Annotated in this window: 17 protein-coding genes; 11 read left to right on the forward strand and 6 right to left on the reverse strand. The window is 62.2% G+C overall.

Features of this window, described 5'->3' with window-relative positions; all coding sequences use genetic code 11:
* Positions 1–283: 283 nt before the first annotated feature.
* Complete coding sequence (locus MHH62_RS01065; protein WP_103452532.1) at positions 284–715, reverse strand: hypothetical protein; 432 nt, start codon at positions 713–715, stop codon at positions 284–286.
* Between the two features lie 94 nt (positions 716–809).
* On the reverse strand, positions 810–1,598 hold the full coding sequence (locus MHH62_RS01070) for a helix-turn-helix transcriptional regulator (RefSeq protein WP_014718855.1): 789 nt from the start codon (positions 1,596–1,598) through the stop codon (positions 810–812).
* 85 nt (positions 1,599–1,683) lie between these two features.
* Here MHH62_RS01070 and MHH62_RS01075 point away from each other — a divergent pair, with 85 nt between their 5' ends.
* The 3 genes from MHH62_RS01075 to MHH62_RS01085 all read left to right on the forward strand — a co-directional run bounded on the left by MHH62_RS01075 (position 1,684) and on the right by MHH62_RS01085 (position 4,435).
* Positions 1,684–2,682: a bile acid:sodium symporter family protein gene (locus MHH62_RS01075; RefSeq protein ID WP_020303073.1), complete on the forward strand. Its 999-nt coding sequence runs from the start codon at positions 1,684–1,686 to the stop codon at positions 2,680–2,682.
* An 87-nt stretch (positions 2,683–2,769) separates the two neighbouring features.
* Positions 2,770–3,132 (forward strand): type 1 fimbrial protein, encoded by a 363-nt coding sequence (locus tag MHH62_RS01080; protein WP_014718853.1) that lies wholly within the window; start codon positions 2,770–2,772, stop codon positions 3,130–3,132.
* Positions 3,133–3,244: 112 nt separating this feature from the next.
* Positions 3,245–4,435, forward strand: a complete 1,191-nt coding sequence (locus tag MHH62_RS01085; protein ID WP_058410388.1) for a sugar transporter — start codon at positions 3,245–3,247, stop codon at positions 4,433–4,435.
* Between the two features lie 169 nt (positions 4,436–4,604).
* Here the strand turns inward: MHH62_RS01085 and MHH62_RS01090 are convergent, their stop codons facing one another.
* Positions 4,605–5,804 carry an NAD(P)/FAD-dependent oxidoreductase gene (locus tag MHH62_RS01090; protein ID WP_339232251.1) on the reverse strand — a complete coding sequence of 400 codons (1,200 nt, stop codon included), beginning with the start codon at positions 5,802–5,804 and terminating at the stop codon, positions 4,605–4,607.
* 111 nt (positions 5,805–5,915) lie between these two features.
* Entirely contained in the window at positions 5,916–6,911 is a 996-nt protein-coding gene (locus tag MHH62_RS01095; RefSeq protein ID WP_032902879.1) for a helix-turn-helix domain-containing protein, read from the reverse strand.
* 285 nt (positions 6,912–7,196) lie between these two features.
* On the opposite strand from MHH62_RS01095, the gene MHH62_RS01100 reads away from it, so the two are divergent.
* Positions 7,197–8,750: a DUF726 domain-containing protein gene (locus tag MHH62_RS01100; RefSeq protein WP_339232252.1), complete on the forward strand. Its 1,554-nt coding sequence runs from the start codon at positions 7,197–7,199 to the stop codon at positions 8,748–8,750.
* A 42-nt stretch (positions 8,751–8,792) separates the two neighbouring features.
* The gene (locus MHH62_RS01105) at positions 8,793–10,112 is read left to right on the forward strand and encodes an Nramp family divalent metal transporter (RefSeq protein WP_003191984.1); all 1,320 of its coding nucleotides are present in this window, start codon (positions 8,793–8,795) and stop codon (positions 10,110–10,112) included.
* Between the two features lie 76 nt (positions 10,113–10,188).
* Here MHH62_RS01105 and MHH62_RS01110 read toward each other — a convergent pair whose 3' ends face one another.
* A complete protein-coding gene (locus MHH62_RS01110; RefSeq protein ID WP_014718847.1) occupies positions 10,189–11,121 on the reverse strand; it encodes a LysR family transcriptional regulator in 933 nt (310 codons plus the stop codon).
* Positions 11,122–11,240: 119 nt separating this feature from the next.
* Here MHH62_RS01110 and MHH62_RS01115 point away from each other — a divergent pair, with 119 nt between their 5' ends.
* The 6 genes from MHH62_RS01115 to MHH62_RS01140 all read left to right on the forward strand — a co-directional run bounded on the left by MHH62_RS01115 (position 11,241) and on the right by MHH62_RS01140 (position 14,570).
* Positions 11,241–11,729, forward strand: coding sequence for a DMT family transporter (locus MHH62_RS01115; RefSeq protein ID WP_014718846.1), 489 nt, complete (start codon positions 11,241–11,243; stop codon positions 11,727–11,729).
* A gap of 4 nt (positions 11,730–11,733) precedes the next feature.
* Positions 11,734–12,189: a DMT family transporter gene (locus MHH62_RS01120; protein WP_014718845.1), complete on the forward strand. Its 456-nt coding sequence runs from the start codon at positions 11,734–11,736 to the stop codon at positions 12,187–12,189.
* 88 nt (positions 12,190–12,277) lie between these two features.
* Positions 12,278–12,448, forward strand: coding sequence for a putative metallothionein (locus MHH62_RS01125; RefSeq protein WP_019816816.1), 171 nt, complete (start codon positions 12,278–12,280; stop codon positions 12,446–12,448).
* 114 nt (positions 12,449–12,562) lie between these two features.
* A complete protein-coding gene (locus tag MHH62_RS01130; RefSeq protein WP_019816817.1) occupies positions 12,563–13,339 on the forward strand; it encodes a helix-turn-helix transcriptional regulator in 777 nt (258 codons plus the stop codon).
* Positions 13,340–13,408: 69 nt separating this feature from the next.
* The gene (locus MHH62_RS01135) at positions 13,409–13,582 is read left to right on the forward strand and encodes a DUF1427 family protein (protein WP_014718843.1); all 174 of its coding nucleotides are present in this window, start codon (positions 13,409–13,411) and stop codon (positions 13,580–13,582) included.
* A gap of 28 nt (positions 13,583–13,610) precedes the next feature.
* Positions 13,611–14,570, forward strand: a complete 960-nt coding sequence (locus MHH62_RS01140; protein ID WP_339232254.1) for a zinc-binding alcohol dehydrogenase family protein — start codon at positions 13,611–13,613, stop codon at positions 14,568–14,570.
* A 151-nt stretch (positions 14,571–14,721) separates the two neighbouring features.
* Here MHH62_RS01140 and MHH62_RS01145 read toward each other — a convergent pair whose 3' ends face one another.
* Complete coding sequence (locus MHH62_RS01145; protein WP_339232256.1) at positions 14,722–15,753, reverse strand: purine nucleoside permease; 1,032 nt, start codon at positions 15,751–15,753, stop codon at positions 14,722–14,724.

Here is a 15,753-nt window from a genome sequence, read left to right on the forward strand (position 1 = left end):
AATAACCGGAAAAATGTGGGAGCTGGTTTGCCTGCTATAGCGGTGGTTCAGTTGAATATTCAGTGACTGACGCGCCGCCTTCGCGGGCAAGCCCGCTCCCGCCGGGGATCTGTGCCGGACGCTGATTTTGTGGGCGATGCATGACCAATGTGGGAGCTGGCTTGCCTGCGAAGGCGGTGTGACAGTCACTGCATCTGTGACTGCACTACCGCTTTCGCAGGCAAGCCAGCTCTCACATGGATTTTCTTTGCTTTGACAGTGGTGTTTCCCACATTAACCGGTGTCAGGCTGCGGCTTGCGGCTGGATGCGCAATTGGCCTTCGACATCCTTGACCAACCCACTGGCGACAAACAGCGGCGCCAGGCGTTTGTGCAACTGTGGCTCGACAAACTCCTTGACCGTATCCAGCGCCAACGTACCACTGAGCGGCAGCTCGGCCTTGGTGTACGACAACCATGCCTTCTTCAACGCCATCAACACATCACTGCCTGCCGTCGAAGCGAAGCGGCGGTGCACGGGCTTACCTTCGAAGGCGAAGGTATGTTGGAACTCATAACTACTTTCATCACCACCGCTGGCAGCGCAGCGCACGCAGGTGCAAGGGCCGTCGCCGAAGGCGCTGCGCAGGTAGGCGTTGAAGTCCACCACGGGCTTGAGTGACAGGCGCTTATCAACCTCGAACAGGTCCCCGGTCATTTTTTCGTCAGTGTTCAACGTCCATTTCCTCGCAGTCGGTTGCTGTGTTTCAAAGCGCGGCACAATACCAGCCGAGCGTCGGTTTGGGGATTATTTGCGTCGTGAGGGAGGGTCAGCGGAAGAATTCACCGGGGGTGGAATCGAACTGCTGACGAAATGCATTGATAAAGGCTGAGGTCGATTCATAGCCACACCCCAATGCCACATCCGTCACCCGCTCGCCTTGTTCCAGGGCGGGCAGAGCGCTCAACAGGCGCAGGCGCTGGCGCCATGCGCGAAACGTCAGCCCGGTGTCACTCAGGAACACCCGACTCAGGGTCTTTTCACTCACCTCCAGCTTGCGGCTCCACTCGCCCAACGTCGTCTGCTGCTCGGGATGCAGGTTGAGGCTGCGGTAGATCTGTCGCAGCCGTGGGTCGTGAGGCAGTGGCAACATCAAATCCACCTGGGGTGCGGCGGCGAGTTGATCGAGCAGTACCTGAGCCAGGCGCCCGTCCGGCCCGTCCTCGGTATATTCCACCGGCAATTGGCTGAAGTTGCGGATCAGCTCGCGTAGCAAACTGCTCACCTCCAGCACCTGGCAACGCTCGGCGGCCCAGGCGGTGACGCTGCAATCGAGGTATAAGCTGCGCATTTCCGTATGGGGTGAACTGAACACCCGATGGGGCATGCCGGCCGGAATCCACACCGCGCGCTGCGGTGGTGCGACGAAACGGCCAACGCTGGTCTGGATCTCCAGCACTCCGGAAATCGCGTAGGACAGCTGCACCCACGGGTGGCTGTGGCGTCGCGTCAGCGCACGGTTGGGCAAGGATTCAGTACGCCCGTACACCGGCCTCGGCAGGCTGGAAAGCCCTGGGACACTGCGGCGAACGGCTTTTTCATGTCCTTTAGGCGGCATTTACTGGCTCATTGGCGTTAGTCGGTAACAGGTGGTTACGTTAGAGTCGTCGCGACGCTCTTGGCAACCCCTGGAAGAATTGCTTATGACCCGGCCCCGGTTTCTCCCCGACAACTTCACCCTCACTCTGATCGCCACGGTGATCCTCGCTTCACTGCTGCCCGCCAGCGGCCAGACCGCCGTGGCGTTCGGCTGGGTCACCAACCTGGCCATCGCGCTGCTGTTTTTCCTCCACGGCGCCAAGCTGTCGCGCAAGGCTATCGTCGCCGGTGCCGGCCACTGGCGTTTGCATTTGCTGGTGTTCAGCCTGACCTTCGTACTATTTCCGTTGTTGGGCCTGGCGCTCAAGCCAGTGCTGTCGCCGTTGATCGGCAACGAGCTGTACATGGGCATGCTCTACCTCTGCGCCTTGCCGGCCACTGTGCAATCGGCGATTGCCTTTACCTCCCTGGCCCGCGGCAACATCCCGGCGGCCATCTGCAGCGCGGCGGCGTCCAGCCTGTTCGGCATCTTCCTGACGCCGCTGCTGGTAGCGCTGCTGCTCAACGTGCATGGGGATGGCGGCTCCACAGTCGATGCGATTGTCAAAATCAGCGTGCAGTTGTTGCTGCCGTTCATTGCCGGGCAAGTCGCCAGCCGCTGGATTGGGGGCTGGGTCGGGCGTAACAAAGCCTGGCTCAAGTTCGTCGACCAGGGCTCGATTCTGTTGGTGGTCTACGGGGCTTTCAGCGAGGCGGTCAACGAAGGCATCTGGCACCAGATCCCGCTGTGGGAATTGGGCGGGTTAGTGGTGGCCTGCTGCGTGTTGCTGGCCCTGGTGTTGGCGGCGTCTACGCTGCTGGGCAAGGCGTTTGGTTTTAACCAGGAAGACCGCATCACCATCCTGTTCTGCGGCTCGAAGAAAAGCCTGGCGACCGGCGTGCCGATGGCGCAGGTGCTGTTTGCCGGGGCGAGCATGGGCGTGTTGATTTTGCCGTTGATGCTGTTTCACCAGATCCAGTTGATGGTCTGCGCGGCGTTGGCCCAACGCTATGCCCAGCGGCCGGAGAGCATCCCCGAGTTAATGGGGCAGGTGGATCCGTGATGCACCTCTCATTCGCGGGTAAATAAGCTCAAGTTAACCGGCGTGACGACGACTTACTTCTTAACTAACCCAAGAAGGAGTGTCGGCATGAACGTTCGTCGTGTAGCGGTAATGACTGGCCTTCTGGGGCTGTGGGCAAGTACCTGCGGCGCCGCACAAACCGTGGGGCAGGGCACCATCAGGTTCAGCGGCGCCATTGTCGAGTCAGGGTGTGCGACAAATGCGCGCAGCGGTTCGGTGATGGAACTGCGCGGCTGTGCCCAATCCAGTCGTGGCAGCCGAATCGAGGTGCGCAGTGTGGCGCCGGTTGTCAGTGTCGATGCACCCCATGTGCGGCTGGTGGCGGACAGCGGCAAGGGGCGCTATTACGATCAGCGTTATGTGTTGGTAGACAGCGCCGGCAAGCTCATCCAGTCAGGCAACTACATCATTACCATGACTTCGCCGTAGGCCGCCGGGCGACGATCCGCAGCAACAGCGGTGCGAGAAACCTATAGAATGCTCGGCGGCGGCGCTTGTCCTGGGTGGCCGCTTGATCACCGTCAGAGTACCGCGCCCGTCAATGAGCCTTTCAGCCGCAACCCCACAAGCCAATTGGCAACCGGTCATCGCCCTTGCGCTGGCCGCGTTTGTGTTCAATACCACCGAATTCGTCCCCGTCGGGCTGCTCAGCGCCATCGGCGCCAGCTTTGACATGCCCGTGGCCAGCGTCGGCCTGATGCTCACCATTTATGCGTGGATCGTGTCGCTGACCTCGCTGCCGGTGATGCTACTGACCCGCAACGTCGAACGGCGCAAATTGTTGATTGTGCTGTTCGGTCTGTTTATCGCCAGCCATATCCTCTCCAGCGTCGCCACCAGCTTCGGCTTGCTGATGGTCAGTCGGGTCGGCATCGCCCTGGCCCATGCGTTGTTCTGGTCGATCACGGCTTCGCTGGCTGTACGCCTGGCGCCAGAGGGCAAGCAGGTGCAGGCCCTTGGCTTGCTGGCCACCGGCACATCCCTGGCGATGGTGTTGGGCATTCCCTTGGGCCGCCTGTTGGGCGAGGCCATGGGCTGGCGCACTACCTTCCTGGTGATCGCCGCGTTCGCCGCCGCCCTGGTGTTCTGGCTGGGGCGCACCTTGCCGCTGCTGCCCAGCCAGAACTCCGGCTCCCTGCGCAGTCTGCCGCTGCTGTTCAAGCGTCCTGCGCTGGTGGCGCTCTATGTGCTGACCGCAATGACCGTTACCGCGCAATTCACCGCCTACAGCTACATCGAACCCTTCGTCGAAGGCGTCGCCGGCCTGGGCGGCAGTGCCGTGACCCTGATCCTGCTGGTGTTCGGTGGTGCTGGCATCATCGGCTCGTTGTTGTTCAGCCTGGTGCATCGCTTCAACCCCCACCTGTTCGTGATCGGCGCAGTGTCTATCCTCGCCGCGTGCCTGGCGCTGATGCTGCCGTTGAGCGGCGCCGAGTCTTACCTGGTGGGGCTGAGTATTTTCTGGGGCATGGCGATCATGGGCTTTGGCCTGGCCATGCAGTCCAAGGTGCTGGTGCTGGCACCGGACGCCACGGATGTGGCCATGGCGATGTTTTCCGGGATCTACAACATCGGCATCGGCGGTGGTGCGTTGATGGGCAGTTGGGTCGGCAGCCACTTCGGCTTCGCCTGGATCGGCGCGGCGGGCGGTTTGCTGGCGGGGATGGCGTTGGTGGGGTATTGCCTGGCGATTCGGCGGTTTGGGCAGGGTGGTGCCCCGATGCCAAGCTGATCGCCCCGTATCCACCGGATAACTGCAGACTTAATGTGGGAGCTGGCTTGCCTGCGATGGCGGTGTGTCAGCCACTGCATCTGTTGCTGCGCGACCGCTTTCGCAGGCAAGCCAGCTCCCACATTTGATCTTCACTGCCTTGAGCAATGCGTTCGCTTAACTGACTGTCCTACGCCACCGGAATCAACGGATCCGCCGCCGCCAGTGCCACTGCTCTATCCGCCGCCGGTGGGTAGATCCACACGCTATTGATCTGCTGTTTGAGTTCCTTGGCTTCCTGGCCCACCAGCTTGAGCTGACGGTCCCAGCCTTCGGTGTACACCGCGCCCCAAGCGCCGAGGTCGAGGCAGGTCACGTATTTGGGTTGGCTGTAGGCCATGGGGGCCACGCCGATCAGATCGGCGGCGACGTTGTTGCCGGCGTAGCGGCCCAGGGCGATGGCGTGCTGGCAGGACATGGCAGCGAAGTTGCCCAGCGCGTCTGTGGCGGCGTAGGCCACGTCGCCAGCGGCGAAGATGGCAGCCTGGCCCTTGACCTTGAGGTGGGCGTCCACGTGCAGGCGGCCCTGTGGATCGCGGGTGCCCTCAACCTGTTCGGTCAGCGGGTTGGCGCGAAAGCCGATGGTCCAGATCACGGTGCTTGATTCAATCCGCTGCCCATCCGCCAGGGTCACGCCACCGGCATCCACCAAGGCGACCGAGGTGTTCAGTACCCATTCAATCCCCAGCTCGCGGCTGGCTTCGATGATCGAGGGGCGTATGCCGTCGCCCATCGACGCGGCAATCTGCGGCCCGCGGTCGACCACGATCACACGGATGTTGGCCGTCTCACCCAGTGCCGCACGCAGGCGCGCCGGCATTTCGGTGGCGGTCTCGATACCGGTAAAGCCGCCGCCGGCCACCACTACGGTATTGCGGGCCGGACTGTCGGGCAGATTTTTGAGGGCCTTGATATGGGCCTCAAGGCGCGCGGCGTCTTCGATCTGATCCACATCGAACACATGCGCAATGCCGTCCATGTCTGGGCGGTTCAAGCGGCTGCCGGCAGCCACTACCAGGCGGTCGTAGCTGAGGGTGGCCGGGATGCCGGCCGCGTTGCGGTAGGTCACTTGCTTATTAGTGGCGTCGATGCTGTCGGCGGCGCCTGGCACAAAGGTCACGCCCACAGCGTCGAACAGCGCATCAAGCGGGGCCAGCATGGTATGCACATCGGGCTCGTAGAACCGCGGGCGGATACGCAGTTCTGCTTGGGGGGCGAGCAGGCTGATACGCACATCGTTGCGGTCGTGTTTATCCAATAGCCGAGCGGCGCTCAAGGCGCTCCACACGCCACCAAACCCAGCGCCGATGATCAGAATATGTTGTTTCATGGGGTTGCTCCAGAGACCAGATAAGCCGCAAGGCATTGCCGGATCACTGTATAAGCAGCAGGGTATGGCCGAAAGGACAGATAACCCTGGATGACTGCCAGGTCACTCGGCCTAGCGGGAAAAACGCTCGCGGTAGTCGCGCGGTGAGATGGCCAGCTGGCGGTGGAAGGTGCAGCGCATGCGTTCTTCGTCGCCAAACCCGCACAGCCCGGCGATCTGCTCGATGCTGCGCTGTGAGTCTTCAAGCATGCGGCGCGCCGCTTCCATGCGAAACAGTTCAATGGCCTTGGCCGGGGTGCGACCGGTTTTTTGCTTATACACCCGGGCAAAATTGCGTGGGCTCATATGGCTCTGCGCGGCCAAGCGTTCGACGCTGAGGTCACTGTCGCGCAGGTTGTCGCTGATCCAGGCATGCAGCGCATCAAAGCCGGCGCTGTCGGCGGTTTGCGCTTGCAGCACCTGGCTGAACTGCGCCTGGCCACCGGGGCGCTTGAGGAACACCACCAGTTCGCGTGCCACTTGCAGCGCCACTTCGCGCCCGCAGTCGGCCTCCACCAGCGCGAGCGCCAGGTCGATCCCGGCACTGACGCCCGCCGAGGTCCACACCTGGCCCTGCTGCACGAAGATCGCGTCCACGTCCACCTCGATGCTCGGGAAGCGTTGCTTGAGCAGCTCGCACATGGCCCAATGCGTCGCCGCGCGGCGACCCTCCAGCAAGCCCGCCAACGCCAGCAAAAACGTGCCGCTGCACACCGAAGCGGTACGTCGCGCCTGACCGGAGGCGTTGCGCAGCCAGTCCACCAGCGCAGTATTGTCCAGCATGGCTTGCTCAATGGCGGGCGCGCCGGGTACCACCAGGGTGTCGATGGTGGCTGGGTCCAACTGCGCTAAAGCCACAGTGTCGACGCTCAAGCCTTCGGCGGTTGGCATCAGCCCGCCCGCCAGGCTGGCATTGTGCAGCACATAACCTTGCAAACCGCGTTCGGCCATGGCCTTGGTGGCGGCCCAGAACACCGTTTGCGCGCCGGTCAGGTCGAGCAAACCCATCTGCGGATACGTCAGGAACACCAAGGTGCGCGGTTGGGCCAATGGGGAGAGTAGGGTCATACGCTGGCCAGTTGCTCGATCTGGCTCAAGGTGCGCAAGTGTGCACCCATGCCCCTGGTAAATGGCTTGAGTTGTTCAACTTTGGACGTCATGACAGTGGTCTCCGGTAAAGGGGCAGGGCGCTGTTTTACCATGCCCCCCAGACAGTTTAAGCAGTCGCGCAGCGTTTGGTCTTGGTTGAATACTGTTTTGGCCAGGCCCTTCTGCAAACGTCGGTCAGGATTCACCGTTCTGATCGCCTCTGTTTGTTACTATCGCCATCCCGTCAACCGGAGTCGCCGCCCTATGCAACAACAGTGGGATGAAATGCACCGCACCCGCAAGCCCACGTTCGTCCTGTGTGGCGAGCCCCAGGGGGATGTGCTCAATCTCTATGTTCACGGTTACTCGGCGTTCTTCAACCGCCAGCAACTGGGCAACTTCAAGCAGCAGTTGGCGGGTATCGAAGGTTCGACCAACTTGATGCTGTTCTGGCCGGCGGGGCATTTTCTGGAAAACCTGTTTGCACCGTTCAAGGACGTGCTCGCCTCGCTGCTCGGCGGTGGCGGCCTGGGCGCGGCGACGGTGGGCGTGGGCAAGGCTATTGCCTATTTTCTCGACCATTACAAAAGTGTCGAGGCACGGGTGGATGAAGTGGCCAAGACCTTGTTGCCCGAACTGGCCGGCTACCTGCACAACCAGGCGCTGCCGGTGCGGCGCATCAACCTGATCGGCCATTCCCTGGGCGCACGCATTCTGGTCAAGAGCCTGCTGGCCAGCCCCGAGATCGCTCGCGAACTGCCGTTGAATAACCTGTTGTTGATGGGTGGGGCGATCTGTACCTCGAGCCCCTGGGACGAGGTGTCGGCGCCGCTGAAGGGGCGGTTGATCAACTGCCATTCCAGCAAGGACTGGGCGCTGGCCATGAAGCCCGATACCGAGCGTTGCATCGGCCGCTATGCGATTGACGTGACGCCCGCGCTCAAGGCCAAGGTCACCAATGTGCACCTGGCCAGCTTCGATCATGCCGCCTATTGGCCGCAGTTGAAGACGGTGGTGCAGTACACCGATTTGCTGCAGGAACGGCGCGGCATGATCCGTGTGGACTCGCGCAGCAGTGACGTGCGGTTTGCCGAAGCAGACGTGGACCTGTACCCGGCGTTGGTGCAAGCGCGGCCGGAGGAGCTGAAGTTTCTTGCCGAACTGATGGCGCAAAAGCGCAGTGCCGCGATTGATGCCAGTGTGCGTGAGCCGTTGAAACTGGCCATTGAATTGCAGCGCATGGGCGGTGATAGCTTTATGAACCTGGCCCGTGGCCATGGCGTGGGCTATCGCCAGATTGCCGAAGATGTGGCGCAACGCCTGGGCATCAAGTTCGACCAACCACTTGAGCATGTGGCGCTTGCCGAGATCGAAGGGCAGGTCGCAGAAACACTGATCGAGCAGTACAAGGACAAACTCAGCCGCGCTGATCGTCAGGCGTTCGAGGCCGAGCTCAAGGCGGCGGCACAAAAAGAGCAGGGGTTGTTCAACCGCTTGGATGTGGGCCGTTCGGCTACCGCAGCCTTGAGCGGCACGGCGTTGGCCGGGCTGACCGGGTTTATCCTGCGGCGCGGTGCGGCCACGGCGATTCCGGTAGTGGGCCAGGCGCTGGCTGCGGCGATGTTGCTGGTCAGCGGCGTTCGGGCGTTTTCCGGCCCGGCGTATTCGATCACCACCTTGGCGGTACTGGTGATCGGCGTGATTCGTCAACGCATGGAGCGCGAGGCGCTCAACCAGGAACTGGAGCTGGTGGTGCAAGTGGTGGAAGCGTTTGACCTGCCGCGAGACACGGTGATGCGCACGGTCGCGTCCGACTGATAAGCTGCTGCCCAAGTCTTGTGTATTTGCCTGGAATACCGCGTGAAATTCAGCCTGCCGAAAATCGCCACCGCCCCGTTCTGCCCGCCGGAAGTGGCCGGCTCTGTCGCTGTTGATCCCAAGGCCTCGTTTTTTAAACGGGTGCTGATGTTCGCTGGCCCCGGCCTGTTGATCTCCATCGGCTACATGGACCCCGGCAACTGGGCAACGGCCATTGAGGCCGGTTCACGCTACGGCTATAGCCTGTTGTTTGTGGTGCTGCTGGCCAGCCTGGCGGGGATGGCGGTGCAATGCCTGTGTTCGCGGCTGGGCATCGCCACTGGCAAGGACCTGGCGCAACTGTGCCGTGAGCGCTACAGCCAGCGCTCTGCTCGTACCCAGTGGGTGTTGGCGGAAATCTCCATCATCGCCACAGACCTTGCCGAAGTGCTCGGCTGCGCCCTGGCGTTTCACCTGTTGCTGGGGGTGTCGCTGACCACCGGCATTGTCATCACTGCATTCGACACGCTGTTGATCCTGGCCCTGCAAAATCGCGGTTTTCGGCGCCTGGAAGCGATCATGCTAGCGCTGGTCGCCACCATCGGCGTGTGCTTTTTCATCGAACTGGTGCTGATCAAACCCTACTGGCCCGACGTGCTCAGCGGGTTCACTCCGTCACTGTCGGCCATCAGCGATGCGGCGCCGTTGTACCTGGCCATCGGCATCCTCGGTGCCACGGTCATGCCCCATAACCTCTACCTGCACACCTCTATCGTGCAGACCCGCCTGATCGGCAAGGACCTGGCGAGCAAGCAGGATGCAGTCAAGCTGGCGCGTATCGATACCATCGGCTCCCTGGCCTTGGCGCTGTTGGTCAACGCCGCGATCCTGGTGCTAGCCGCAGCGGCCTTCTACAAGACCGGCCATACCGATGTGGTGGAAATCCAGGACGCCTATCACCTGCTCGACCCCTTGGTCGGCGGTGCTTTCGCCAGCATCCTGTTCGGTATCGCCTTGCTGGCTTCGGGCCAGAGTTCGACCTTTACCGGCACCATCGCCGGGCAAGTGATTATGGAGGGTTACCTCAACCTGCGCATACCCTGCTGGCAGCGCCGCCTGATTACCCGTGGGCTGGCGCTGATCCCGGCGTTTCTCGGGGTATGGCTGATGGGTGACGATGCTATCGGCAAGCTGCTGATTCTCAGCCAGGTGGTACTGAGCCTGCAATTGCCCTTTGCGTTGTACCCGTTGATCCGCATGACCGGCGACAAGCAATTGATGGGGCCGTTCGTCAACCGGTTGCCCACGCGGCTGCTGGCGTGGTTTCTGTTCGCGGTGATCAGTGGGGCGAATGCGTGGTTGATCGGGCAGTGGTTGTTCTGAGCCAGGGTTGAGTCATGTGCTCTTTTTCTCAACCCGGCCTTCGAACAGTTTGCGCTCCGTCAGGGGGCGGTCACACTCACCGATCCCAATACGGCACCGTCCCAAAACACTCCACGAAATAGTCGATCACCGTGCGCACCTTCAGCGACAGCCTGCGGCTGCCCGGCCACAACGCAGCGATCTGTTGGGGCTCCAGGGTTGTCGCGACCTCGTACTCACTCAGCACCGCCTGCAAGGTACCGGCGCGCAGGCTTTCGCCAATCAGCCAGGACGGAAACACCACCAGGCCCAGGCCTTGTTCGGCGGCGTGGGTGAGGGTGTCGGCGTGGTTGCCGGTGATGGGGCCGCTGACGCTGTAGGCAGTCCAGTCGCCTTGGCCGCGGCGGAAGAACCAGCGCTGCTGACCGGTGATGCCTTTGTAGGCCAGGCAATGGTGGTGGGCCAGTTCGTCAGGGTGGCGCGGCGTGCCATGTTGGGCCAGGTAAGCAGGGCTGGCCGCGATGCGAAAGCGTTGCGGCGCGAAGATGCGCGCCTGCATGCCCGAGTCATTGAGCACGCCAATACGAAACAGCAGGTCGGTGCCATCTTGCAGTGGGTCGACGAAGGTGTCGGTTTGCTGGATATCCAACTGCAACTTCGGGTAGCGCCGGCACAGCGCTCCCAGCCAGGGTGCAAGGTGGCGCTGGCCGAACACCATGGGCGCGTTGATGCGCACCAGGCCGCTGGGCTCGCTGTCTTGCTCCTGCAGGGCCTGGTTCGCCGTCTCCAATTGCTCCAGTAGCAAGCGTGCGTGGCGGCCCAGCAGGCGGCCGGCTTCGGTGGGGCTGACGGCACGCGTATGGCGGTAGAGCAATTGCTGGCCGACGGCCTGTTCCATCAGTTGAATCTGCCGCGAAATGGAGGAGGGCGCCAGGCTTTCGCGGCGGGCCACTTCGGAAAAGCTGCCTTGGTCCAGCACGGCCACAAACAGGCGTAGCGCCTTGAAACTCAGTTCATTCAAGCCCTGCATCATCTCTCCAGGCTGTGCGTTTTACGCAAAGGTGTTGTCCACATACTCCCATTTATCGCACAGCACGGCCACCGGATAATGCGCGCCATGTTTTTCCTTTTTTGATACACGGGTGATGTATGCAGGCACGTTCCACCGAAGGCTTGGCGCAGGCCAGGCCGAGCAATAACCTTCTACGGCTGCTGCTGTTGCCGTTGGTAATTCTGGCGGGCATGGGCCTGTCGGTGGAGGCCGGATTGCTCGGGCCATTGGGCGCGCAGGTCGGGCATTTGTGGGCGACGTTGAGCATCTTTGGCGTTGGCACGGCGATTCTGTTTTTACTGCTGCTGTTCAGCGGCCCGCAAAAGGGCCCGGCATTCACGCAGCTGCCGCGCTGGCAGTTGATCGGCGGGTTTCTGGGGCCGATGTATGTAGTGGTGTTGACCCTGGCTACACCGCACATCGGCATCGCGATGACCATGATCGCGATTCTCTCGGGCCAGGTGGGCAAGAGTGTGTTGATCGACCACTTCGGCTGGTTCGGCACCGCGCGCAAACGGGTCAATGGCGAGCGCTGGATCGCGTTGGCGTTGATTGTGGCGGCACTGGTTCTGATTGCACGAGGCTAAGGCGATGAATCTGTTTATGTTGTTGGTGATGGTGATTGCGGCGGGGGCGGTGCTGAGTGTGCAGGCCGCTATCAATGGGCGTCTGGGCCAGACTGTGGGGGTATTGCGCAGCAGTCTGTTGACCTTTGCGGTGGGCGCGCTGACCACGGCGTTGTTGATATTTTTCTTCGAGCCGGCCCAGGCCGTCAGCCTGCTGGAGGTGCCAAAGTGGCAATTGACCGGTGCCCTGTTTGGCGTGGTGTACATGATGGTGATGGTCGGCGCGGTGCCGGTGGTCGGTACGGCCGTCGCCACGGTGGCCGTGATTGTCGGGCAACTGGGCATGGGCATGTTGATCGACAACTTTGGCTGGCTGGGCAACCCGGCGATCGAGCTGTCGGGCAGTCGTATCCTCGCGATGCTGTTGCTCGCCCTGGCGTTGGTGTTCATGTACCGCAGTAATAGCCGCCGGGCCGACTGACGGCGCTGAACCATGCTTGCTTGCCCAGGGTCACTGCTTAAGGTGCGGCGCTCGCCGCATCGGACGACCATGAACAAGGAGTCTGACCATGCCAGATCAAACCTGTGCTTGCCCTCACTGCAAATGTGTACTGGGCGCTGACGCAATAATGAAAGACGGCAAGGGCTATTGCTGCCAGGGCTGTGCCGAGCACCATGCTCACGGTGAACCCTGCGCGGCGGCGACGGGATGCGAATGCGCCAAGTCGGCCCACGGTTGACAGGATTGACCTGCAGGCCCGGGCACCCGGTGCCTGCAGGATGAGTAAAAACAGTTCGCTTGCCGGCGACCAGTCTTTACCATGGTCGCCCGTCCTTGTTTGATGTGTACCGCCATGGCCCTGGCCGCGCCCCCCGACCTTAGTGATCACGCCGTTCCCGTGCAGCCGTTGGCGCGTACCTACCCGCGTGGGTTGTACGTAGAACCGCACAGCCACGATTGGGGCCAGTTGCTCTACGCCATGAGCGGTGTGATGTGGGTCGAGACGCCCCGCGAAGCCCTGGTAGTGCCGCCCCAGCGTGCAGTGTGGTTGCCGCCGGGGGTGGAGCACGGGATCCGTGTGGTCTCCGATTTGCAGATGCGCAATATCTACCTGCGCCCGGCGTTGGCGGCGACGCTGGACAGCCAGGTGCAGGTCATCGAAGTGGGCCGCTTGTTGCGGGAGTTGATCGTGACCTTGGTCGAGCAGGGTGATCACGGTGATGCGGTTTACTATGACGCTGTGGTGGGCCTGGCTCTGTTGGAGTTGCAACGCGCACGGCGCTCGCCTATTCGCATCGCCATGCCGGTGGCGGCGGATCGTCGGCTGATCAATGCGTGCCAGGCGGTCATGGCTGCGCCTTCCCTGGACATCCCGTTCGAACAGCACGCCGAGGCAGCGGGCGCCAGCGTGCGCACCCTGGCGCGGCTGTTCCAGCAGCACCTGGGCATGGGGTTTGCCCAGTGGCGCCGTCAGGTGCAGTTGGCCACGGCGGCTGCGGAGTTGATCCAAGGCCAGTCGGTGAGCGGCATAGCGCGCACCCTGGGTTACTCGCCCAGCAGCTTCAGCGACATGTTCCGACGCGAATTGGGCGTGTCGCCGTCGCAGTACCGGAGTTGGCCGAAATCCTGAAGCACTTGGCCGATACCCACGGTAGGTGCGCCCTAGACTGAGCCCATCAATCCACCGGGCGCAGCCTTCATGAGCTATTTGATTTCCTTGGCCATCGGCCTGTTTGTCGGCGTGATCTACGGCGCGCTGGACTTCCGCTCGCCTGCACCGCCCGCTATCGCACTGGTCGGCCTGATGGGCATGCTGCTCGGCGAAAAGCTCTGGCCCATGGCGCGGCAGTTGGTCAGTGGTTGGTTGTCCTGATCCCTTTTCCCTTCCACGGATGCCCTCTATGAACGCACTGCAATTTACCGACACCGTCGACCTCGCCCACCTGCGCCTGGTGGAGGTGCCCATGCCGGTACCGTCTGCCGACGAAGTGTTGGTCAAGGTCAACGCGGCGGGCCTGAACCCCAGCGACGTCAAAAACGTGCTTGGCCGTTTCCCCTACACCACGCTGCCACGCATCCCTGGGCGTGACTTCGCAGGCGTGGTGGTGGAAGGCCCGCAGGCATTGCTCGGCCAGGAGGTTTGGGGCACCGGTCGTGACCTGGGGTTTTTCGCTGACGGTTCCCATGCCCAATACCTGCGCGTGTCAGCCAAGGGCGTAGCGCACAAACCCACGCACTTGAGCTTTGCCCAGGCGGCCAGCCTCGGTGTGCCCTTTACCACCGCCTGGGATGCCCTGGAGCGCAGCGGCGTTGGCAAGGGCACGCGCTTGCTGGTGATCGGCGCCAACGGCGCGGTCGGCAGTGCGGCGTTGGCGCTGGCGAAGATACGCGGTGCGCAGGTATTGGCGGCCGTGCGCAAGGCCGATCAGCTCGAGTTGTTGCAGGCCCAAGGGCTGGAGGCGATTGCCTTGGGCAAGCCGGAGGAACTGGGCGCGCAAGTGCAGGCCGTGTTCAATGGCGGCGCCGACGTGATCTTTGACACTACCGGTTTCTGGCTGCCTGCCGCGGTGGCGGGGCTGGCACCGTTCGGCCGCATCGCCATCATCGCCGCCCCGGTTGACGGCCACGTGCAGTTACCGGCCCTGGCGCTGTACCGTAAGGGCGGGTCGGTGGTGGGGATCAACTCTTTGCTCTATAGCTGCGAACAATGCGCGGTGATGCTGGAGGCGTTTGGGCGCTTCTTTGATGAAGGCCTGTTGCCGCTGCCTACGGGGTTGCGTGAAGTGGCGTTGGTGGAGGGTGTTCAGTGCTATGCAGAAGTGAACAACGGCAGCCCAGACAAAATCATTTTCCTGCCCTGATGGGATAGAAATGTGGGAGCGGGCTTGCTGTGGCGAGGGAGCTTGCTCCCGCTCGACAGCGCAGCTGGAGCCGGCTTTTTTGGGGGCGCTACGCACCCCAGCGCAAGCAAGCTTGCTCGCCACAGCAAGCCCGCTCCCACAATGTTGACCTTTATTCGGTTTCGGGAACGCCTTTTTCCCACGCCGACCAGTTCTTCACAATCGCTTGGACCAACGGGTTGCCCGTGCGGTACAGGTTTTCCAGCGCCGGTACAAACCCACCCTGATCGGCATACTTGAGCAGGTTGTCCACTTCGCTGTAGCCAGGGTAAGGCCGGTCAAAGTCAGAGCCTGCGCGCACCACGGCCAGACGCTGGATATCCACCAAGCCTTCGCGGCTGGCGCGCAGCAGCGCTTCGTAGGTGGAGTTGTCCTCCTGTTGGGTGGTGCAGTATTCGCCTTTGTTGTCGGTGAGCAACTGGGTCCAGACTTCGGCACGTTCGCTCAACCGCGTGCCGGAAAACCAAGTGTTGCCCGCCAGGGTGTCGCAGCGGGTGACTTGCGGCGGCTGGTTGGCCGGGGCGGCGGGGTAGTGTTTGCGCCAGGCGGCGGACTCTGTGCTTTCTGTCAGCTCCACCTTGTGCGACAAGGCAAACGCCTTGGCTTGCAGCTTTTGGTTGAGCTCAAACACTTCGGTCTTGTAGTCCAGCGGAGGTTTTTCGTTGGGCCCCTTGGTGTTGATCCCGATATAGCCCGTCGGCCAGTCCTTGGGCGCATCCCGTGAATCCAGCTCCCACTGCGTGCCGAACTCCACCAGGTAATGGGCCCAGGCGGCGGTACCGATGGTGCCGTGCTTGGGGTTGATGCCGGCGATCCCGGCGATCAGGAAGTAGCTCTGGCGCAGGTCGAACTTGCGCGACAAGGCCAGGGCCAGGGTAGATGCGGCAGCGTTGGTCTGGCCCATGCCGGTCACCAGCAGGCACACGTCCTGGTTGTTGCAGCGAATCACTGGATATTCGGCGGACAAGCCTGGAACGCGTACTTCTTGTTTAAGTTCGAGGCGGTCGATCCAGGTTTGCGCCTCGGGGGCAAACATGGTGATCAGCATCACCTTGGGTTTGATCGGTGCTGGGCTATCCGCCAGCACCATGTGGGGCAATAGGGCCAGGCCGACGGCCAGCGAGACACGGGTCAATGCGTTCAT

Source organism: Pseudomonas sp. FSL L8-0168, assembly GCF_037976155.1.
In the GTDB taxonomy this organism is placed as follows: domain Bacteria; phylum Pseudomonadota; class Gammaproteobacteria; order Pseudomonadales; family Pseudomonadaceae; genus Aquipseudomonas; species Aquipseudomonas paracarnis.